The organism is Streptomyces sp. DSM 118878 (assembly GCF_052936595.1).
Window position 1 is genome coordinate 4,447,174 of the sequence record NZ_CP193622.1, and the last position, 23,415, is coordinate 4,470,588.

6 protein-coding genes are annotated in these 23,415 nt (G+C 70.8%); all 6 read right to left on the reverse strand.

Annotated features, from left to right (window positions below; genetic code table 11):
- Nucleotides 1-14 precede the first annotated feature (14 nt).
- A complete protein-coding gene (locus ACRAKF_RS19790) occupies nt 15-227 on the reverse strand; it encodes an MbtH family protein (RefSeq protein ID WP_447038501.1) in 213 nt (70 codons plus the stop codon).
- Nucleotides 228-350: 123 nt separating this feature from the next.
- Complete coding sequence (locus ACRAKF_RS19795; RefSeq protein ID WP_447038502.1) at nt 351-7,445, reverse strand: amino acid adenylation domain-containing protein; 7,095 nt, start codon at nt 7,443-7,445, stop codon at nt 351-353.
- A 13-nt stretch (nt 7,446-7,458) separates the two neighbouring features.
- A complete protein-coding gene (locus tag ACRAKF_RS19800) occupies nt 7,459-15,291 on the reverse strand; it encodes an amino acid adenylation domain-containing protein (protein WP_447038503.1) in 7,833 nt (2,610 codons plus the stop codon).
- Nucleotides 15,288-21,764 (reverse strand): amino acid adenylation domain-containing protein, encoded by a 6,477-nt coding sequence (locus tag ACRAKF_RS19805; protein WP_447038504.1) that lies wholly within the window; start codon nt 21,762-21,764, stop codon nt 15,288-15,290. The genes ACRAKF_RS19800 and ACRAKF_RS19805 overlap by 4 nt, the downstream gene beginning before the upstream one ends.
- Before the next feature lie 137 nt (nt 21,765-21,901).
- Nucleotides 21,902-22,618 (reverse strand): DsbA family protein, encoded by a 717-nt coding sequence (locus ACRAKF_RS19810; protein ID WP_447038505.1) that lies wholly within the window; start codon nt 22,616-22,618, stop codon nt 21,902-21,904.
- A gap of 42 nt (nt 22,619-22,660) precedes the next feature.
- Entirely contained in the window at nt 22,661-23,410 is a 750-nt protein-coding gene (fabG, locus tag ACRAKF_RS19815; RefSeq protein ID WP_447038506.1) for a 3-oxoacyl-[acyl-carrier-protein] reductase, read from the reverse strand.
- Nucleotides 23,411-23,415: the final 5 nt, after the last annotated feature.

Here is a 23,415-nt window from a genome sequence, read left to right on the forward strand (position 1 = left end):
CCGAGGGGTGCGGCTCACGCCCCGCCGGCGGCCTCCACCAGGCTCTTCGGCCGCAGGTCGGTCCAGTGCGTCTCGATGTAGTCGACGCAGGCCTGGCGGTTGTCCGCGCCGTGCACCGTGCTCCAGCCGGCGGGGATCTCCACGAAGGAGGGCCAGAGGGAGTGCTGCCCCTCGTCGTTGACGAGCACGAAGTAGCTGGCGTCCGGGTTCTCGAAGGGGTTGCTCATGGTGACGTACTCCTGCTTCTGGGCGTGTCTCGCCCGGTAGGGGTCTTTCGACGGTTCGTGGGAACGGTTCGTGGGGACGGGGGCTCGTGTGTCCGCGGACGGTTCTTGCGGTTCTTGCGGTCCTTACGGGGTGCCGGACAGGACCTTGCGCAGCACTTCCGCGATCTGCTCCACCGCGTGCGGCTGGGTCATCTCGCCGTGGTGGCAGTCGATGTCGTGCACCTCGACCTCGCCGTCGACGTATCGCTTCCAGGTCCCGGCCTCGATGCCGAGCTGCTCGGCTCCGACCGCGGCACGGAAGAAGAGGAGGTCGCCGTCGAACCGTCCGGGGGCGGCGCCCCCGCCGATCCGGATGAGGTTGCGGAACACCTCGTAGACATGGTCGAGCTGCCGGCCTTCGAGTACGGCGAGCGGCGATCCCGCGGCCCGTAGCGCCGCGGTCACCTGTTCGCCGTCGAGCGGGGCCTCGCCGGCCACCAGCCCCGCTGATTCGAGGAGTTCGCGCAGGAACTGGTCCCGGCTGGGCTCCTCGACCCCCGGGTTCACGTCCAGCGGATATGCGTCGAGCAGGCTCAGCAGGGCGATCCGCTCTCCCTGCTCCTGGAGCCGTGCGGCCATCGCCTGAGCGATCACGCCGCCGTACGACCAGCCGAGGAGGTGGTAGGGACCGGTGGGCTGCACGGTGCGTATCCGGTCGACGTAGTCGTCGACCAGCTCGGCGAAGCTGTGCGGGAGGTCGGCGGGGTCGACGAGGCCCTTGGCCTGGAGGGCGTAGACCGGCCGGTCCGTGTCCACCGCGCGCAGCAGCCCGGAGTAGGGCCATCCGATGCCCATGCCGGGGTGGACACAGAACAGCGGCGGCCGTTCGCCGTGGCGCCGCAGAGGCAGCAGGGGCAGCAGGGCATCCCGTGGGTCCCCGCTCTCCCCGGCGTCCAGGAGCTCCGCGAGCCCGGCGGCCGTCGGCGCCTCGAAGACGCCGCGGATCGTCACCTCCACGCCGAAGGCTTCCCGGATCCGGTCCGCCAGGTCGACGATGAGCAGGGAGTGCCCGCCGAGGTCGAAGAAGTTGTCGTCGATGCCGACTTCGGGCACGCCCAGAACCTCGGCGAACAGGCCGCAGAGAGCCTTCTCCCGCTCGGTGCGAGGCGCACGGCCGGCAGCGACAGTGAACTCGGGCACGGGCAGGGCCTTCAGGTCCAGCTTGCCGTTGGGCGTCAACGGCAGCGCGTCGACGACCACCACCGCCGCGGGCACCATGTACTCCGGCAGCCGCTCACCCACCCACGTACGCAGCACACCCTGCTCCGGCACCACCGCACCGGAAACCCCCACCACATACGCCACCAACTGCCGACGCCCCGGACGGTCCTCACGGACCACCACCACGGCATGCTCCACCAGCGCATGCCCGGCCAGCACGGAACCCACCTCACCCAGCTCGATCCGGAAACCCCGGACCTTCACCTGGTCATCCGAGCGCCCCAAATACCGCAGCTCCCCCTCACCCGTCCAAGCAACGACATCCCCCGTGCGATACATCCGCGCACCCGGCCCACCGAACGGACAGGCCACAAACCGCTCCGCCGTCAACGCCGAACGCCGCCAATACCCCCGCGCCAGACCAGCACCCGCGATATACAACTCACCCGGCACCCCGGGCGGCACCAACCGCAACGCCTCATCCAGCACGAACACCTCCGTGCCCAGCACCGGACGCCCGATCGGCGGCACACCACCACCCGCGACCAACGGGCCACTCATCGTGGCCGCCACCGTTGACTCCGTCGGCCCATACGCGTTCACCATCACCCGGCCCGCAGACCACCGGTCCACCAACTCCGCCGAACACGCCTCACCCCCCACGACCAACGTGCGGAAATCAGGCAGATCAGCCGTCGGAACACCGGCGAGCATCGAGGGCACCAGATGTACGTGGGTGGCCCGGGTCTCGCGGATGAGCTCCGCGAGCTCCTCGCTCATCACCTTGCGCCGCCCGGCCGAGAGCACCAGGGAAGCCCCCGACAGCAGGGTCATCGCGACGTCGGCGACCGAGGGGTCGAAGTTCGGCGAGAGGAGCTGGAGCAGCCGGGTGCCGGCGTCGATCCGCAGCCGCTCCCGGTACTGCGCGGCCATCGAGGCGAGGCCGTGGTGGGTGACGACGACGCCCTTGGGCAGCCCGGTCGAGCCCGAGGTATAGATCAAATACGCCGGATGCCACACCGACAAAGCCGCCGACCGCTCGGCATCCTTCACATCGCCAGCAGGGCACTGCGCCAGCTCCCGCATCACCAGCGGGTCGTCCAGCAGCACCACCTCGGGCACACCCGAACCCGCCCCGACCCCGCTGCCCTCCACACTCACCAGCACAGCCGGAGCGGCGTCCCGCAGCATGTACGCGATGCGCTCCGCCGGATAATCCGGGTCCACCGGCAGATACGCCGCCCCCGCCTTCACCACGGCCAGCAACGCCACCACCAGGTCCACCGACCGCGGCAACGCCACCGCCACGAACCCCTCCGGGCCCACCCCACGCCCGATCAGCACACGCGCCAGCCGATTCACCCGCGCGTTCAACTCCGCGTACGAGATGTGCACCTCGCCACACACCAACGCCACAGCACCCGGCGACCGCACCACCTGCGCCTCGAACAACGCCCCAAACGTCGCCGGGGCCACCCCGGCATCACCGGAGCCGTTCCACCCTCCCGACAACAGCTCCCGCTCCGCACCCGACAACACCTCGACCGTCCCGACACGCGCCTCCGGAGCCGCCACCACCGACTCCAGAACCCGCACGAAACGCCCGACCAACGCCTCAACCGTCCCCCGGTCGAACAAATCCGCGCTGTACTCGACCACTCCCTCCACACCATCGGGAGATCCGTCCTCGGTGCGGCGCTCCGCCAGCTCGAAGGAGAGGTCGAAGGCGACCCCGCTGCGGCGGACGGGTTCGGGCGTGATGTCCAGGCCGGGGAGCGACAGGCTTCCCTCGGCGTTGTTCTGGAGGGCGAGCATCACCTGGAACAACGGATGCCGGGCAGCCGACCGCTCCGGCCTGACCGCCTCCACGACCCGCTCGAACGGCACATCCTGATGCGCGAACGCCGCCAGATCCAGCTCCCGCACCCGCCCCAAAAGCTCGACGAACGACGGATCCCCCGACACATCCGTCCGCAACACCAACGTATTCACAAAGAACCCGATGAGCTCATCCAGCGCCTCATCCGTACGCCCCGCCACAGGCGTCCCCACCGGCACGTCATCGCCCGCACCCAACCGCGACAACAACACCGCAAGGCCTGCCTGCAACACCATGAACACACTCGCCCGCTCCGAGCGCGCCAACCCCACCAGAGCCCGATGCAACCCCGCATCCAACTCGAACTCCACCACCCCGCCACGCCCCGACCCCTCCACCGGCCGCGACCGATCCACCGGCAACACCAACTCCGCCGGCAGACCCTTCAGCTCACCCGTCCAGAACGACAACTGCCGGGCGATCTCACTGCCCGGGTCGCTCTCCTCACCCAGCACCTCACGCTGCCACAACGCGAAATCCGCGTACTGCACCGCAAGAGCCGGCCACAAAGGAGCCGACCCAGCCACCCGCGCCCCATACGCCACCGACACATCCCGCATCAGCGGACCCAGCGACCAGCCGTCAGCGGCAATGTGGTGCACGGTCAGCAACAGGACGGACTCGCCCTCACCCACCACGAACAGCGCCGCACGCACCGGAACCTCGACCGACAGATCGAACCCCCGGCCCGCCTCCGCCGCCAGCAGCTCAGGCAAGCGCTCCTCCGCCACCTCACACGCTGACCACCCGACCTCGACGTCCTCAAGAACAACCTGCCGAGGCTCACCGCCCACCTGCGCGAACACCGTCCGCAGACTCTCGTGCCGCCCCACCACATCACCCAACGCCGACCGCAACGCCTCCCGATCCAGCACACCGGAGAGACGGAGGCCGAACGAGAGGTTGTAGGCGGCACTGCCCGTGTCGAAGCGGTTGAGGAACCACAGGCGACGCTGGGCATAGGAGAGCGGCACCGCCTCGGGGCGCGCGAAGGGACGTATGCCAGGCCGGGCGTCGCCCGCCGACACCAGCTCCGCCGCGAGACGCGCCGGCGTCGGCGCCTCGAACAGCGAACGGATCGACAGCTCCACGCCCAGCACGCCGCGCACACGCGACACCAGACGGGTCGCGAGCAGCGAATGACCGCCCAGGTCGAAGAAACTGTCGTCGACACCGACCCGGGGGACGTCGAGGACCTCGGCGAAGAGGCCGCACAGGATCTCCTCCTGCGGGGTACGGGCGGCGCGCCCCGCACCGCCCGCCGCGCCCTCCGGCGCGGGCAGCACCTTGCGGTCCAGCTTCCCGTTGGACGTCATGGGCAGGGCGTCAAGGGTCACGAAGGCCGAGGGGACCATGTACTCGGGCAGCCGGTCCGCCGCGAGCCCACGCAGCCCCGCCACGTCCACGGTGGCGCCACGGGCCGGTGTGGCATAGGCGACCAGGCGCCGGTCGCCGGGCCGGTCCTCCCGGACGACGGCGGCCGCCTGGCCCACCGTCGGGTGCGCGGCGAGCACGGCCTCGATCTCGCCCAGCTCGATGCGGAAGCCGCGCAGCTTCACCTGGTCGTCGGCGCGACCGACACAGTCGATCGTGCCGTCGGGGTGCCGGCGCGCCAGGTCGCCGGTGCGGTACATCCGGGAGCCCGCCGGTCCGAAGGGATCGGCGACGAAGCGTTCCGCGGTCAGCGCCGGGCGGTTCACGTAGCCGCGCGCCACCCCGGCCCCCGCCAGATACAGCTCCCCGGTCACGCCCGCGGGCACCGGCCGGAGCTGGGCGTCGAGCACATGGGCCCGGGTGTTGTAGAGCGGACGTCCGATCGGGGGCCTGGCGGGTACTTCGCCGTCGGTGGCCCACATCGTCGCGTACACGGTCGCCTCGGTGGGGCCGTAGACGTTGGCGAGCCGGTCGGCCGAAAGGGCTTCTCGGATGGCGTTGGCGGCCTGGCCGCCGAGCGGTTCGCCGGCGAGGACGACGGTGTCGGCGGCCACCGTGACGTCGCCCTGGGACACCAACTGGGCCAGTGCCGACGGCACCGCGCTGACCAGCGTTCCGACCCCGCTCGCCGCCGGTCGCTCGGCGAGGGCGAGCAGGTCGTCGAGTACTTCGAGGGTGCCGCCGAGGAGCAGCGGGCCGAACATCTCGAAGACGGAGACGTCGAAGTTGAGCGAGGTGGTGAACAGCACGTGGCGCAGCCGCTCGGCGCCGATCTCGCCCTTGGCCCAGGCCGCGAGGTTGACGGCGTTCTCGTGCGCGACGAGCACGCCCTTGGGCCGTCCCGTGGAGCCGGAGGTGTAGATGACGTACGCCGGGTGCCCGGGGCGCAGCGGCGCGGTGCGTCCGGCGTCGGTCGGGTCGTCCGCCGGGTGGCCCGCGAGCGCGGCGGCCGTTTCCGGGGCGTCGAGGGCGAGCACGGGGCTCGTGGTGGCGGGGAGCCCGGCGGCCACCGCCTCGGTGGTGAGCACCAGGGCCGGAGGCGAGTCCTGGAGGATGTACGCGATCCGGTCCGCCGGGTACTTCGGGTCGACGGGCAGATATCCCGCACCGGCCTTCAGGACGGCGAGCAGCGCCACGAGAAGCAGCTCGGAGCGCGGCAGCGAGAGCGCCACCAGCCGTTCGGGGCCCGCGCCCCGGGCGATCAGGTGGTGCGCGAGCCGGTTGGCCCGCTCGTTGAGCTCCGCGTACGACAGCTCGACGTCCCCGAAGACCAGCGCGGTGTGCCCGGGCGTGCGGGCCACCTGCGCTTCGAAGAGCGCGGGCAGCGTCGCCGGGGGGACCTCGCGCGAGGTGTCGTTCCACTCCACGAGGATCCGCCGGCGCTCGGCGGGGTCGAGCAGATCGACCGCTCCGGCCCGCCGCCCCGGGTCGGCCGTGACCGCTGCGAGGATCCGCTCCAGCCGCCCGATCAGACCCGTCACCAGGTCCCGGTCGAAGAGGTCGGGCCGGTAGCTCAGGCGCAGCAGGATCCCGTCGTCGGACGCGGCCGAGAGGAACAGCGGGAAGTGCGTGGCGTCCCGGCCGCCGACGCCGGAGATCCGCACGCCGTCGAAGGAGGCCTCCAGGGACTCCTCGTCGACCGGATAGTTCTCGAAGACGACCAGGGTGTCGAAGAGCGGGCCCACCCCGGTCTGCGCCTGGATCTCGGTGAGACCCAGGTACTGGTGGTCCATCAGCTCGATCTGCTGCTCCTGGACCCGGGTGAACAGCTCCGCGAGCGTCTCCGCGGGGTCGATCCGCACCCGGACCGGCAGGGTGTTGATGAAGAGACCCACCATGCTCTCCACGCCCGCCACCTCCGGCGGGCGGCCGGAGACGGTGGTGCCGAACACCACGTCGTCCCGCCCGGTCAGCGAGCCGAGGAGGAGCCCCCACGCCCCCTGGATCAGGGTGTTCATGGTCCACCCGCGGCGGCGTGCGAGGGCGGTCAGGTCCGCCGAGAGCTCCTTGGGCAGCTCCAGGTCGACGTGGTCCGGGACTCCGCTGCCGGCCGCTTCGGCCCGGCCGGGCGCGAGCAGGGTGGGTCCCGTGACCCCGTTCAGGGCCCGGCGCCAGGCCGCGAGTGACGCGCTCCGGTCCTGGCGGCCCAGCCAGGACAGATAGTCCCGGAACGGGGTCACCTTCGGCATGCCGCTCGCGTCGCCCCGGCGCCGGTACAGCTCGAACAGGTCGCCCGCCACCACCGGCGCCGACCAGCCGTCCATCAGGATGTGGTGGTTGGTCATCACCAGGTGGTGCCGGTCGGGCCCGGTCCTGATGAGCGCGAACCGCACCAGTGGGGGGCGTGCCATGTCGAAGCCGCGCACCTGGTCCTCGTCGAGGAACCGGGCCAGCTCGGCATCGCGCTCGGCGGCGTCCAGGCCGCTCAGGTCGAGGTCGGTCCACGGCAGCCGGACCTGGCGCCGCACCACCTGCACCGACGGCGCGTTGTCCTTCTGCCGGAACCCGGCCCGCAGCACCGCGTGGCGCTGGAGCAGAGCACCGGCGGCGAGCCGCATTGCCTCGCCGTCCAGTGGCCCCTCCAGCTCGTAGACCGACTGCACGGTGTAGAGGTCCACCGCGTCCGCGTCGTAGGAGGCGTGGAACAACAGCCCTTCCTGCAACGGTGTCAGCGGAAGGACGTCCTCGATACGCGACTGCTTCACTGCCTGGTCTCCCTCACACGCCGTCTTCGTCGTCGAACTCGTCGTCCAGCTCGTTCTCCAGCTCGTCGATCTGCTCCTGGGTGAGGGAGACAAGGCCCAGGTCGGACGGGGTGTGTCCGCCCGCTCCGCCCCGCTCGACGTGGGTGACGAACGCTTCCAGGACCCGCTCCCAGGTCTCGCTGAGCTGCCGCACGTCGCGCTCGGAGAACAGCACCTGCGGCCAGGACCAGGCCGCGGCGAGGCGCGGCCCTTCGGCCTCCTCCTCGGTCAGGGCGTTGAGCTCCAGGGCGTGTGCCATCGGAGCGTTGTCGTCCCTGATGCCGGGGGTGGGCTCGGGCGCGGTCGTCCAGTCGGCGAAGGTCTCGGAGGCCCCGGAGAACCGGCCGAGGTAGTTGAAGCCGAGCTGCCGCGGCAGGGCGTCGGCCAGGACGGGCTTGGTGTCGAGGTTGAGGTGGCGGAGCATGCCGTAGCCGAGGCCGTTGTCCGGCAGCGCCCGCAGCTGCTCCTTGATCCGCTTGATCACGTCGCCTGCGGTGGGGCCGCCCGCCCACAGGTCGTCCCAGTCGATCTGTCCGGGGTCGAGCCGGACCGGGAAGATGCTGGTGAACCAGCCGACCGTACGGGAGAGGTCGACGCCGTCGACGAACTCCTCGCGGCCGTGGCCCTCCAGGTCCACGAGCACACCGGTGTGCTCGGTCTCCCCCTGCCGGCGGCGCCAGTCCGCGACGGCCAGCGCGAGCGCGGCGAGCAGCACGTCGTTGACACCGGCGTTGAACGCCGCGGGCACGGTCCTCAGGATCGCGGTCGTGCACTCGATGGACAGCGCGTGCTTGACGTAGCGCAGGGTGCTCGCCACATCCATCGTCGGGTCGAGCGGCCGGTCGCTCAGGAGCATGTCGGGCGTCTCCAGGAGCTCGCTCCACAGGTCGAGTTCCTTGACCCGCTCCGCCTTGTAGGCCCCGGACACCAAGTGCTCGGCCCAGGTGCGGAACGCGGTGCCGACGGGCTGGAGCTCCGGCTTCTTCCCGGCGGCGGCCGCCGCCCAGGCCTCGGCCAGATCAGTCTCCAGAATGCGCCAGGAAACTCCGTCGGCGACGAGGTGGTGGCCGACGAGCAGCAGTCGGCCCGGCCGGCCGGCCCCGGCGTCGAACCACACGACCTGGAACATCCTCCCGTCCTTGGGGACGATCCGGTCGCCCGCGGCCTGGGTCTCCGCGGCCAGGAGAACGTTCATCGCCTGCTCGTCCAGGCCCTCCACCGCCACCCGCCGCACGCAGTCCTCGGCGCGCACCGCGCCCTGGGCGGCGATCTCCAGGACCCACTCACCGACTCCGGCGGCGGGGCGGTCGAGCCGCATCCGCAGCGCGTCGTGGTGGTCGAGGACCGCCTGCACAGCCTGGAGCAGCGTCTTCTGGTCCAGGTCCGCGGGCGCCCTGAGCAGGCTCGACAGGCTGAACCGGCCGATGGGGCCGCCTCGTTCGCGCAGCTCGTGGATGATCGGGGTGAGCGGCACCTTACCGACACCGGTATGGGCCCCCTTGCCGACGTTGCCCGCCACCGAGCCGGCGGCCGCGGCGAGGGCTTCGACGGTCTTGTGCTGGAACACCGCGCGGGGTGTGATCGACAGGCCCTCCTTGCGGGCCCGGCTCACCAACTGGATGGAGACGATGCTGTCGCCGCCGAGGTCGAAGAAGTCGCCTTCGACGCCGACCTGTTCCAGGCCGAGCAGCTCCGCGAAGAGCGCACAGAGGATCTCCTCCTGCGGGGTACGCGGCGCCGTCATGGCCTGCTCCGGCCGGAAGTCCGGCGCGGGCAGGGCTCTGCGGTCGAGCTTGCCGTTCGGGGTGAGCGGCAGGGCGTCGAGCACGACGACCGCGGCGGGCACCATGTACTCGGGCACCACGGCGCCCACGTGCTTGCGCAGCACGGCCTGGTCCGGCAGGTTCCCCGCCGTCGCGGGCACCACGTAGCCGATGAGCTGCCGCTGGCCCGGCTTGTCCTCGCGGACGGCGGCCGCGGCCCGGCCCACCTCGGGGTGCGCGGCCAAGGCGGACTCGATCTCGCCGAGCTCGATCCTGAAGCCGCGCAGCTTCACCTGGTCGTCGGTGCGGCCGACGTACTCCAGCTCTCCGGCTGCCGTGCGGCGTGCCACGTCGCCGGTCCGGTAGAGCCGGCCGCCGGCCGGCCCGTACGGGTCGGCGACGAAGCGCTCGGCGGTCAGGCCGGGCCGGTTGAGGTAGCCGCGGGCCAGTTGCGCGCCCGCGAGGTAGACCTCGCCCGCGACGCCGTCCGGCACCGGGCGGAGCTGCTCGTCCAGGACGTACACCCGGGTGTTCCACACCGGACGGCCGATCGGGACGGTCGTGGCGCCGTCGGTGAGGCCTTCGAGGCGCCCGGACGTCGCCTGGATGGTGACCTCGGTCGGGCCGTACACATTGATCACCTGGGCGTCCCAGGCCTCCGCGGCCTTCCTGGCCAGGGCCGCGGGCAGCGCCTCACCGCCCATGAGCAGTGCCCGGACGCACCGGCCGCGTTCGTCCAGCGGCATCGCGGCAAGCAGGGAGGGCACGAACTGGGCGACGGTGACGCCGTGGCGCCCGATGAACGCGAGCAGTTGCTCGGGGTCGCGGCTCACCTCGGCCGACGCCAGGGCCACGGCGGCACCGGCGACCAGCGGCTGCCACAGTTCGGCGCCGGCCGCGTCGAAGCTGACCGGGGTGCGGGCGAGCACCACGTCCCGCGGCGTCAGCTCCGTCTCCGCCGCGAGCCAGCGCAGTTGGTTCGTCAAGGCGCTATGGGTGACGACGACGCCCTTGGGGGTGCCGGTGGAGCCCGAGGTGTAGATGACGTACACCGGGTGCCGGTCGGTGAGCGGGGTGGTCCGGTCCTCGTCCGTCAGGTCGGCGCCGGAGTGGGCCGTGAGGGCCGCGACGGTCTCCGGGGCGTCGAGCGGCAGGGCCGGGGCCTTGGTCTCGATCCCGGAGCCGCTCGTGGTCAGCACCAGGGCGGGGGCGGCGTCCTTCAGCATGAAGGCGATGCGCTCGGCCGGGTACTCCGGGTCGACCGGCAGGTAGGCCGCGCCCGCCTTGACGGTCGCGAGCAGGGCCACCACGAGGTCGGGGGAGCGGGGCAGGGCGAGGGCCACCACCTGCTCCGGACCGACCCCCCGGCCGGTCAGCAGCCGCGCGAGGCGGTTGGCCCGGGCGTTCAGCTCTCCGTACGAGAGGGACTCCTCGCCGTGTACGAGGGCGGTGCCGGCCGGGGTGTGGGCCGCCTGGGCCTCGAACAGGTCCGCCAGGGTGGCCGGGGCGAGCTCGTGCGCGGAGGCGTTCCACTCCACGAGGACCCGCTCGCGCTCGGCCGGCGCGAGCACCTCCACGGCTCCGATGCGCTGCCCGGGCTCCTCGACCACCGACCCCAGGAAGCGGGAGAACCGGGCCACCAGTGCCTCGGCCGTCTCCCGGTCGAACAGGTCGGCGCTGTACTGGAGGAAGCCGTCGACACCCTCCGGCGTGCCGTCGGCGGCGAAGCGCTCGGTGAGGTCGAGGGCCAGGTCGAACTTGCTCGTGGCGATGTCCACCGGCTCCGTGACGGCCTGGAGGCCGGGCAGGTCGAGGCGGGCCTCGGCCTGGTTCTGGAGGGCGAGCATCACCTGGAAGAGCGGGTGCCGGGCGGTGGACCGCTCCGGCTTGAGCGCTTCCACGAGGCGCTCGAACGGCACGTCTTGGTGGGCGTAGGCCGCCAGGTTGACCTCCCGTACGCGTCCGACGAGTTCGTCGAAGGCCGGGTCGCCGGAGGTGTCCGTGCGCAGCACCAGCGTGTTCAGGAAGAACCCGACGAGGTCGTCGAGCGCCTCGTCGGTACGGCCCGCGACCGGCGTGCCGATCGGAATGTCGGAGCCCGCGCCGAGCCGTGAGAGGAGCGCCGCGACACCGGCCTGGAGCACCATGAACACACTGGCCCGGCCGGAGCGGGCGAGGTCCACGAGCCCTTGGTGGAGGCCGGGCTCCAGGGTGAATTCGACCAGGCCGCCGCGGCCGGAGGATTCGGTGGGCCGCTGCCGGTCCGCGGGCAGCGTCAGCTCCTGCGGCAGTCCTTCCAGTTGGTCGGTCCAGTAGGACAGCTGCCGGCGGATCTCGCTCTCGGGGTCCGCCTCGTCGCCCAGGACCTCGCGCTGCCAGAGCGCGAAGTCCGCGTACTGCACCGGAAGATCGGCCCAGGAGGGAGCCGCGCCGGCGATCCTGGCCCGGTAGGCGTCCGACAAGTCCCGCGACAGTGGCGCGAGGGACCAGCCGTCCGACGCGATGTGGTGCATGGAAAGGAGCAGTACGGACTCGCTCTCGCCAAGCACGAAGAGGGCGGCCCGGACCGGGATGTCGAGGGAGAGGTCGAAGCCCTCCGCCGCCTCGGCGGCGAGCGCCCCGGCGAGCTGCTCTTCGGGCATCTCGCGCACCGTCCAGTCGACCTCGGCCTCGTCGAGGATCACCTGGCGGGACATGCCGTCGATCTCGGGGTAGATCGTCCGCAGGCTCTCGTGCCGGGCGACCACGTCGTCCAGGGCGAGCCGCAGCGCCTCCCGGTCGAGGGCTCCCGAGAGCCGCAGGGCGTGGAGGATGTTGTAGGCGCCGCTGCCGTCGTCGAAACGGTTGAGGAACCACTGTCCGCGCTGGCCGACCGAGAGCGGAACGATGTCGGGCCTGGCGTACGGGCGTATGCCTGCGCGGGCCCCGCCCGCGCCCGCCAGCTCCGCCGCGAGCCGCGCCACTGTGGGGGCCTCGAAGAGGGTGCGGATCGCGAGCTCGGCGCCGAGTGCGGACCGCACCCGCGAGACGAGCCGGGTTGCCAGGAGTGAGTGGCCGCCCAGGTCGAAGAAGTTGTCGTCGATGCCGACGCGGGTGACGTCGAGTACCTCGGCGAACAGCCCGCACAGGATCTCCTCCTGCGGGGTACGGGCGGCTCGCCCCATACCGCCCGAAGGAGCCTCGGGAGCGGGGAGTGCCTTGCGGTCGAGTTTTCCGTTGCCGGTCAGCGGCAGGGCGTCCAGGCTCACGAACGCCGAGGGCACCATGTACTCCGGCACCGCGCCCGCGACATGAGCACGCAGCACCGCCGGATCGAGCACCACACCCTTGGCCGGCACCGCATAAGCCACCAGACGCCGGTCACCGGGCTTGTCCTCACGGACCACCACCACGGCCTGACCCACCCCACCGGCACCGGCCAGCACCGACTCGACCTCACCCAGCTCGATCCGGAAACCCCGGACCTTCACCTGATCATCAGCCCGGCCCAGAAACTCCAGCTCACCCCGCGCCGTCCAACGCGCCACATCACCCGTCCGGTACATCCGCGTACCCGGAACCCCGAACGGATCAGCCACAAACCGTTCCCCGGTAAGACCCGCACGGTTCAGATAACCCCGCGCCAGACCCGCACCCGCCACATACAACTCACCCGACGCCCCCACCGGAACCGGCCGCAACGCCCCGTCAAGGACATACACCCGAAGATCCGCGATACCCCGGCCCACCACACTGCCGGCATTCTCCGCCACCCGGCCCGAATCCAACGCCACATAACTCACATGCACCGTCGTCTCAGTGATCCCATACATATTCACCAAGACCGGCGCCGCATCCCCATGCCGCGCATACCAGTCCCCAAGACGCCACAGATCAAGCGCCTCACCACCGAACACCACCCGGCGCAGCACCAGCTCACCGTCCCCCGGACCACACTCCCCGTCCGCGGCCATCAGCTGATAGAACGCCGACGGCGTCTGACTCAGCACCGTGACACCCTCACGCACCAACAGAGCCCGAAACTCTTGCGGAGAACGGCTCACCGCGAACGGCACCACCACCAGACGCCCACCATGCAACAGCGGACCCCAGATCTCCCACACCGAGAAATCAAAAGCAAAAGAATGGAACAGCGTCCACACATCATCCGGACCGAAATCAAACCACCGGTCCGTCGCCGAGAACAGACGCACCACATTCCCGTGCGGAACCACCACACCCTTCGGCCGCCCCGTCGAACCCGACGTATAAATCACATACGCCGCCGAAAGCCCGGACAGCGCACCCAACCGCTCCCCGTCCCTCACATCCACATCAGCAAAACCACTCACGTCCGCCCCCGCGAACGCCTCCCCATCCAGAACAAACGACGGCGCCGAATCCTCGAGGAGATACGCCACCCGCTCAGCCGGATAATCCGGATCCACCGGCACATACGCGCCACCCGCCTTGAGCACCGCGAGCACCGCCACCACCAGATCCACCGACCGAGGCAACGACACCGCGACAAACCGCTCAGGACCCACCCCACGAGCGATCAGAAAACGCGCAAGCCGATTCGCCCGCGCATTCAGCTCCCCATACGAAACCGACTCCTCACCGAACACCAGAGCCGTACTGTCCGGAGCCCGCACCACCTGAGCCTCGAACAACCCCGGCAACGTCACATCCCCGGGAACCACCCCACCCGCACCGGCCCACTCCCCGAGCACCAACCCCCGCTCACCCGCCGAGAGCATGTCGAGTGAGGCGACGCTGCGATCCGGGTCCGCGGCGACCGCTTCGAGGATCCGGACGAGGCGTGCGACCAGCGTCTCAGCGGTCGCCCGTTCCACCAGGTCGGGGCGGTGCCCCACCCTCAGGACCATGTGCTCGCCGGGGTAGGCGATGAGGCTCAGCGGGTAGTGCGTGGCATCGCGCGCGGTCAGGCCACGGACGCGGACTCCGGCGACCGACTTCTCCAGCTCGCCGGAGTCGAGCGGGTAGTTCTCGAAGACGGCGAGGGTGTCGAAGAGCACGCTCTGGCCGGTGAGCCGCTGGATCTCGGTCAGGCCGACGTGGTGGTGGTCCATCAGCTCGGTCTGCTGGTCCTGGATCCGGCCGAACAGGCCCGCGACCGACTCGGCGGGGTCGATGCCGACGCGCACCGGGATCGTGTTGATGAACAGGCCCACCATCGACTGGACGCCGGGCAGCTCCGCCGGCCGGCCGGAGACCGTGGCGCCGAAGAGCACGTCGGAGCGGCCGGTGGCGGACCCGAGCAGCAGCCCCCAGGCGCCCTGGACCAGGGTGTTCATGGTCAGGCCGCGGGCGCGGGCCAGGGAGTCGAGGGCAGCGGTGAGCTCCGTGGAGAGGTCGACCGTGAACTCCTCGGGTGCTACCCGTACCGCGTTGCCCGCGGCGGCCGGAGCCAGCAGGGTCGGCTCGGTGACGCCGTCGAGCACACCGCGCCAGGCGGCCTCGGCCCCGGCCTTGTCCTGCCGGGCGAGCCAGGCCAGGTACTCCCTGTACGGGGTCACCCGGGGCAGCCCGGTCTCGTCGCCGCGCCGGGCGTAGAGCTCGAACAGGTCGTTCACGAGGAGCGGGAAGGACCAGCCGTCGAGCAGGATGTGGTGCAGCACGATCTGTAGGCGGTACTGCTCGTCCGCGAGGCGGACCAGGGTGAAGCGCAGCAGCGGCGGGCGGCTCAGGTCGAAGCGGTGGGTGCGGTCCTCGTCGGCGAGCCGGGCCAGCGCGGCCGCGCGGCCATCGGCGGACTCGCCCCGCAGGTCCACCTCGCGCCAGGGCATCTCGGCCTGGTGCGGGATCACCTGCACCGGCCTGCTGAGCTTCTCGTGCCGGAAACCGGCGCGCAGGTTGGGGTAGCGGCGCAGCAGCGCGTCTCCCGCGGCGCGCAGGCCGGCCGCGTCCAGGTCGCCCTCCAGCTCGAAGGCGAGCTGGAAGGTGTAGGCGTCGACGGCCTGCTCGTCGTACAGCGCGAGGAAGAGCATGCCCTCCTGAAGGGGCGACAGCGGCAGAACATCGGCGAGTCCCGGCTTGGTCATGAGTTCCTCCACTCGGATTCCAAAAGTTCGATTTCTGCCTGTGACAACGACACCAGCGGAAGATCCGAAGGAGTGAAGGCAAGGGCGTCGGCCCGTTCCACATGGGCCGAAAGCGCGTTCAGTGCCGCGAACCAGGCACCTGCGAGGTCGCGTACGCCTGGCTCGGGCAGCACGCCGTCCGGCCAGGTCCAGGTGGCCACCAGGCGCGGACCCTCCGCGCCGTCCTCGGTGTGCGCGTCGATCGCCAGGCAGTGAGCCAGCGGCAGGTCCGCGTCGGCCCCGGCGCCGACCACTTCGGCCAGCGGGTCGGCGCTCCACGCCGCCACCTCACCGTCCGACGGGGTGGCGAAGCGGCCGAGGTAGTTGAACGAGATCTGCGGCGCCGACAGGTCCGCGAGTCCTGCGGCGGTACGGGGGTTGAGGTAGCGCAGCATGCCGTAGCCGATGCCGCTGTCGGGCAGCTCCCGCAGCCGCTCCTTGACCCGCTTGAGCGCCTCGGCTGCCGCGGCCTCGCCGGCCCGGGCCGCGGCCCGGTCGATGCGGCCGAGGTCGAGCCGGACGGGGTGGATGCTGGTGAACCAGCCGACCGTTCGGGACAGGTCGACGCCGTCGATGAACTCTTCGCGGCCGTGCCCCTCCAGGTCCACCAGGAGGGCGGGCTCCGTGCCGCCCTCGCGGCGCCGCCGCCAGTCGCCGACGGCCAGCGCGAGCGCGGTGAGCAGCACATCGCCGACGCCCGCGTTGAAGGCCGCCGGCACCGTGGTGAGCAGCGGTTCGGTCTGTTCGGACGGCAGCGTCAGAGTGACGGAGCGGGCGGTGGCCACGGTGTCGCGTGCGGGGTCGAGGGGACGGCTGCCGAGCGGCTTGTCGCCGCCGGACAGCATCCGCTGCCAGAGCGGGAGCTCGGCCACCCTGGCCGGTTCGGACGCGGCGGCGGCCAGCCGCTCGGACCAGCGCCTGAGTGAGGTGCCCACCGGGCGCAGCCGGGCCGGCGTGCCGTCCCGTGCCGCTTCCCAGGCCTGCGCCAGGTCGGGCAGCAGGATGCGCCAGGAGACGCCGTCGACGACCAGGTGGTGCAGGACGAGCAGCAGCCGGCCGGGGCGGCCGGGCCCGGAGTCGAGCCAGACGGCACGGACCACGGCGCCGGTCTCCGGGTCGAGGCTGCTCGTGGCCCGTTCGGTCTCCTCGGCGATGAGCTCCCGCAGGCCGCCGTCGGTCAGCCCGGTCACGTCGACCGTGCGGACGCACTCGGCGGCGTCGGCGGCGCCCTTCGGGCGGATGGTGAGGGACCAGGAGTCCTGGCCCGTACGGAGTGTGAGCCGCAGGGCGTCGTGGTGGTCGAGCACCGTTTGCAGGGCGCTCACCAGCCGCTCCCTCCCGAGGTCAGCCGGTACGCGGATCAGCGTGGTCTGGCTGAACCGGCGCACGGAGCCGCCCCGCCGGCGCTGCCATTCGATGATCGGGGTGGCCGTCAGCTCGCCGATCCCGGCGTCGGCCGCCTCCGTCTCGGCCGCGCCGGCCGCCGCCGGGGGGCGGCTCTCGGATGCGGCGGCGAGCGCTTCTACGGTGCGGTGCCGGAAGACGTCCCGCGGCGTGATCACGAATCCGGCGGCACGGGCGTTGCTGACGAGCTGGATGGAGACGATGCTGTCGCCGCCGAGGTCGAAGAAGTTGTCGTCGATGCCGACTTCGAGCACGCCCAGAACCTCGGCGAACAGGCCGCAGAGAGCCTTCTCCCGCTCGGTGCGAGGCGCACGGCCGGCAGCGACAGTGAACTCGGGCACGGGCAGGGCCTTCAGGTCCAGCTTGCCGTTCGGCGTCAACGGCAAGCTGTCGACGACCACCACCGCCGCGGGCACCATGTACTCCGGCAGCCGCTCACCCACCCACCTGCGCAACACACCCTGCTCCGGCACCACCGCACCGGAAACCCCCACCACATACGCCACCAACTGCCGACGCCCCGGACGGTCCTCACGGACCACCACCACGGCATGCTCCACCAGCGCATGCCCGGCCAGCACGGAACCCACCTCACCCAGCTCGATCCGGAAACCCCGGACCTTCACCTGGTCATCCGAGCGCCCCAAATACCGCAGCTCCCCCTCACCCGTCCAAGCAACCACATCCCCCGTGCGATACATCCGCGCACCCGGCCCACCAAACGGACAGGCCACAAACCGCTCCGCCGTCAACGCCGAACGCCGCCAATACCCCCGCGCCAGACCAGCACCCGCGATATACAACTCACCCGGCACCCCAGGCGGCACCAACCGCAACGCCTCATCCAGCACGAACACCTCCGTGCCCAGCACCGGACGCCCAATAGGCGGCACACCACCACCCGCGACCAACGGGCCACTCATCGTCGCCGCCACCGTCGACTCCGTCGGCCCATACGCGTTCACCATCACCCGACCCACAGACCACCGGTCCACCAACTCCGCCGAACACGCCTCACCCCCCACGACCAACGTGCGGAAATCAGGCAGCTCGACCGGCGGAACACTGGCGAGTGCGGCCGGCGGAATGAGGGCGTGGGTCACGGAGTGCTCCGCGAGCACACTGGCGAGGACGTCACCGGCGAGAGGGCCGGGCGGCGGTACGACGAGGGCGGCGCCGGCCGGGAGTGCCATGCATATTTCGAGGACCGCGGCGTCGAAACTCGGCGAGGAGAACTGAAGGATGCGGCTCTGCGGGGTGACCGAGAAGCGGTCGATCTCCGTGGCGGAGAAGCTCGCGAGGCCGTGGTGGGTGACGACGACGCCCTTGGGCAGCCCGGTCGAGCCCGAGGTGTAGATCAGATACGCCGGATGCCACACCGACAAAGCCGCCGCCCGCTCGGCATCCTTCACATCGCCAGCAGGGCACTGCGCCAGCTCCCGCATCACCAGCGGATCATCCAGCAGCACCACCTCGGGCACACCCGAGCCCGCCCCGACGCCGCTGCCCTCCACACTGACCAGCACAGCCGGAGCGGCGTCCCGCAGCATGTACGCGATGCGCTCCGCCGGATAATCCGGATCCACCGGCAGATACGCCGCCCCCGCCTTCACCACGGCCAGCAACGCCACCACCAGGTCCACCGACCGCGGCAACGCCACCGCCACGAACCCCTCAGGGCCCACCCCACGACCGATCAGCACACGCGCCAGCCGATTCACCCGCGCATTCAGCTCCGCGTACGAGAGGTGCTCCTCGCCGCACACCAACGCCACAGCACCCGGCGACCGCACCACCTGCGCCTCGAACAACGCCCCAAACGTCGCCGGGTCCACCCCGGCATCACCGGAGCCGTTCCACCCTCCCGACAACAGCTCACGCTCCGCACCGGACAGCACCTCGACCGTCCCGACACGCGCCTCCGGAGCCGCCACCACCGCCTCCAGAACCCGCACGAAACGCCCGACCAACACCTCAACCGTCCCCCGGTCGAACAAATCCGCGCTGTACTCGACCGCCCCCTCCACACCATCGGGAGTGCCGGTGTCGCCGTACCGCTCGGTCAGGTCGAAGACCAGGTCGAACTTGGCTCCGCCCGTACGGAGTTCACGGACGCGGGCGGTCACGCCCGGGAGGTCGAGCTGCGGCTCGGCGTTGTTCTGGAGGGCGAGCATCACCTGGAACAACGGATGCCGGGCAGCCGAACGCTCCGGCCCCACCGCCTCCACGACCCGCTCGAACGGCACATCCTGATGCGCGAACGCCGCCAGATCCAGCTCCCGCACCCGCCCCAAAAGCTCGACGAACGACGGATCCCCCGACACATCCGTCCGCAACACCAACGTATTCACAAAGAACCCGACGAGCTCATCCAGCGCCTCATCAGTACGCCCCGCCACAGGCGTCCCCACCGGCACGTCATCACCCGCACCCAACCGCGACAACAACACCGCAAGCCCCGCCTGCAACACCATGAACACACTCGCCCGCTCCGAGCGCGCCAACCCCACCAGAGCCCGATGCAACCCCGCACCCAGCTCGAACTCCACCACCCCGCCACGCCCCGACCCCTCCACCGGCCGCGACCGATCCACCGGCAACACCAACTCCGCCGGCAGACCCCTCAACTCACCCGCCCAGAACGACAACTGCCGGGCGATCTCACTGCCCGGGTCGCTCTCCTCACCCAGCACCTCACGCTGCCACAACGCGAAATCCGCGTACTGCACCGCAAGAGCCGGCCACAAAGGAGCCGACCCAGCCACCCGCGCCCCATACGCCACCGACACATCCCGCATCAACGGCCCCAACGACCAGCCGTCCGCGGCAATGTGGTGCACGGTCAGCAAGAGGACGGACTCGCCCTCACCCACCACGAACAGCGCCGCACGCACCGGAACCTCGACCGACAGATCAAAACCCCGGCCCGCCTCCGCCGCCAGCAGTCCCGACAGCTCGTCCTCCGCCACCTCACACACCGACCACCCCACCTCGACATCGCCCAGAACCACCTGCCGAGGCTCACCACCCACCTGCGCGAACACCGTCCGCAGACTCTCGTGCCGCCCCACCACATCACCCAACGCCGACCGCAACGCCTCCCGATCCAACGCACCGGAGAGACGGACCTCGAAGGCCAGGTTGTAGGCAGAGCCGTCTTGTTCGTAGCGGTTGAGGAACCACTGGCCGCGCTGGGCATAGGAGAGCGGCACCGCCTCGGGGCGGGCGAAGGGACGTATGCCCGGCCGGGCGTCACCCGCCGACACCAGCTCCGCCGCGAGACGCGCCGGCGTCGGCGCCTCGAACAGCGAACGGATCGGCAGCTCCACGCCCAGCACGCCGCGCACGCGCGACACCAGACGGGTCGCGAGCAGGGAATGGCCGCCCAGGTCGAAGAAGCTGTCGAGGGATCCGACTCGGGGGACGTCGAGGACCTCGGCGAAGAGGCCGCACAGGATCTCCTCCTGTACGGTGCGCGGGCCGTGGGCCGACTCGGTCGCCCGGAACTCCGGGACGGGCAGCGCCTTGCGGTCCAGCTTCCCGTTCAGCATCAGCGGGAGTTCGTCGAGGACGACGACCGCGCTGGGCACCATGTGGTCGGGCAGCGCGCGCCCCGCGTGCTCGCGCAGCTCGGCCGGGTCCAGCGGGAGCTCCGTGGCCGCCGGGACCACATAGCCGACGAGCTGCTTGCGGCCGGGCCGGTCCTCGCGCAGCACCGCCGCGGCGTGCCCCACATCGGGGTGCGCGGCGAGTACGGCCTCGATCTCGCCCAGCTCGATCCGGAAGCCGCGCAGCTTCACCTGGTCGTCGGCGCGACCGACGTAGTCGAGCGCGCCGTTCTCCAGGATGCGGGCGATGTCGCCCGTGCGGTACATCCGGGTGCCCGCGGGGCCGTACGGATCGGCGACGAACCGTTCGGCGGTCAGGGAGGGGCGGTTGAGGTAGCCGCGGGCGAGCTGGACGCCGGCTATGTAGAGGTCACCGTCGGTGCCCGCGGGGACCGGGTGCAGCTTCTCGTCCAGGACGTGCACGGTGGTGTTCCAGACCGGCAGCCCGATCGGCACGGACACCGCGTCGTCGGTGAGGCCCGCGCAGTCGCCCGCGGTGGCCTGGATGGTGGCCTCGGTCGGGCCGTAGGTGTTGATGAGGCGCAGGTCCCAGGCGTCGATGAGCTGCCGGGCCAGGGCGGGGGTGAGTGCCTCCCCGCCCGAGAACATCACCCTGACGCTGCGGCCGCGCTCGTCGTGGGGCATCGCGGCGAGCAACGAGGGGATCATGTCCATGGCGGTGACGCCGTGCCGCTGGATGCGGTCGAGGAGCAGCTCGGGGTCGCGGGTCGCCTCGCCGGAGACCATGGCCATCGCCGCGCCGGCCGCCAGTGGCGTCCACAGCTCGACCCCGGCCGCGTCGAAGCTGACCGAGTGCCGGGCGAGCACCACGTCCCGCGGGGTGAGCTCCCACTCCGCGCGCATCCAGGGGATCTGGTTGGCGAGCCCACCGTGGGGGACGACCACGCCCTTGGGGGTGCCGGTGGAGCCCGAGGTGTAGATGACGTACACGGGGTGCCGGAGGTCCAGCGGCCGGGTCCGCTCGGCGTCGCGGACATCCGTGTCCGCGTACGCCGCGATGCCGCTGGCGACCGCCGGGTCGTCGAGGCACAGCACGTCCGCCGCCCTCTCGACCCCGGTCCCGGCCACGGTGAGGACGAGGGCGGGGTCCGCGTCCCGCAGCATGAACGCGATGCGCTCCGCCGGATAGTCGGGGTCGAGCGGCAGATACGCCGCCCCGGCCTTCACCACGGCGAGCAACGCCACCACCAGGTCCACCGAACGCGGCAGAGCCAGCGCCACCACCCGCTCCGGTCCCATGTCCCGGGCGACGAGCAGCCTCGCGAGCCGGTTCGCCCGGGAGTTCAGTTCCGCGTAACTGAGCGTCTCGTCCTCGAAGAGCAATGCGGTGTTATCCGGGGTACGTGCCACCTGTGCCTCAAACAGCTCAGGCAGCATCACCGTGTGAACCTGATCGGACATGGCTGTACACCTCAAGTGGACATCGCTCGGGAAAATTCGGAGAGACGCGGCGGTCATCGGGACGACGGAATTCGGCAGCGGCCTCACGGCCGGCTCAATGGGCCGCGAGGGCAGCCGCCTGATCCGAACGACAGGCCCTAACCGCAGCCGCCTGCGTGTCCAGCATCTCCGGCGGACTCGGCGAAGCGCGGCAGCTCTGCATGATCCTGCCAGGATTTCTCGACGTCCTGGACGGGCTCATTCCGGAAAGCCGCGACATAGGACGTGAGCCGGTCCGCTCCCCAGAACTTCTCCCGCCCGTACACGAAGAACGGCACCCCGAACAGGCCGTCCTTATAGGAGGAGACCAGGCAGTCGAAACCCTTCTTGCGCAGCGCCGGATCGTCGGCGGCGCCCTCGAACCGTGCGGCGTCCAGGCCGAGCTCGGAGGCGATCTCACCGATCGTCTGCCGGCTCGTGATGTCCCGGCCCTCCTGCCAGCGGGCCCGGTACGCCGCCGCGACGAAGTCGCGCCCGCGCCCCTCCTCCGCCGCCGCGAGATAGGCCAGGTGGGACACCTCCCAGTTGGGCTCCCTGTCGATCGGCACGGTCATCTTCAGGCCGCGGGCCTTGGAGAGGCGGGAGAGGTCCTGAAGGATGTAGAAGTTCTTGGCCCGGGACATGGCCACGATGGGAAGTTCCACATCGGCCTCGTCCAGCATCTGCTGAGTGATCTCGTCGGGCTCCCAGAACGGAATCCACTCCATTCCGTCGGCCACGTCCGGGTACCGCTCCATCAGGTCGAGCCAGGCAAACCACGAATAGGGGCTGCGCAGCGAGAAATACCACCGCGGTGGCTTCTTCGTCTTGGCCATGGTGAAGTGTTCCGCCTTTTCGGTTGCTGCGGGTCGGATGGGTCAGATGGTGATGCCGCCGTCGATCTGGAACACGGCACCCGTGATGTAGGAGGCGCGCTCCGAGGCCAGGTAGGACACCAGGTCCGCGACCTCTTCGGCGCGGCCGAGGCGCTTGAGCGGAATCTGCTGGAGCGCCTTCTTCGTGACCTGTTCGCCGAGGACCGCGGTCATGTCGGTCTCGATGAATCCGGGGGCCACCACATTGGCCCGGATTCCGTACCGGCCGACTTCCTTCGCGAGGGAACGGGAGAAGCCGATGATGCCGGCCTTGGAGGCGGCGTAGTTGGACTGGGTGGCGTTGCCGTACACCCCGGCCACCGACGAAATGTTCACGATGGAGCCCGACTTGCGCTTCATCATTTCGAAGATGACCGACCGGCAGACGTTGTAGACGCCGTCCAGGTTCACCTGGATGACCTTGTGCCAGTCCTCGTCCGGCATCATCAGAAGCGGGTTGTCCTTGGTGATGCCGGCCGAGGTGACCGCGACGTCCACCGCTCCCAGGGTGTTCTCGGTCTCCGCGACGAACGCTCGCACCGAGTCCCCCTGGGCGACGTCGGCCTGGAACGCCACGACCCTGCCGCCGAGCTCGGCGGCCTCCTTCTCCAGGTTCCTGGCCGCCTGCTCGTTGGACTGGTAGCAGAAGCCGACGTCGAAGCCGTCGCTCGCGAGGCGCAGCACGACTTCCCGGCCGATTCCGCGTGACCCGCCGCTGACCAGGGCGACCTTCGATCCGCTGTTCTCTGCCATCGTTC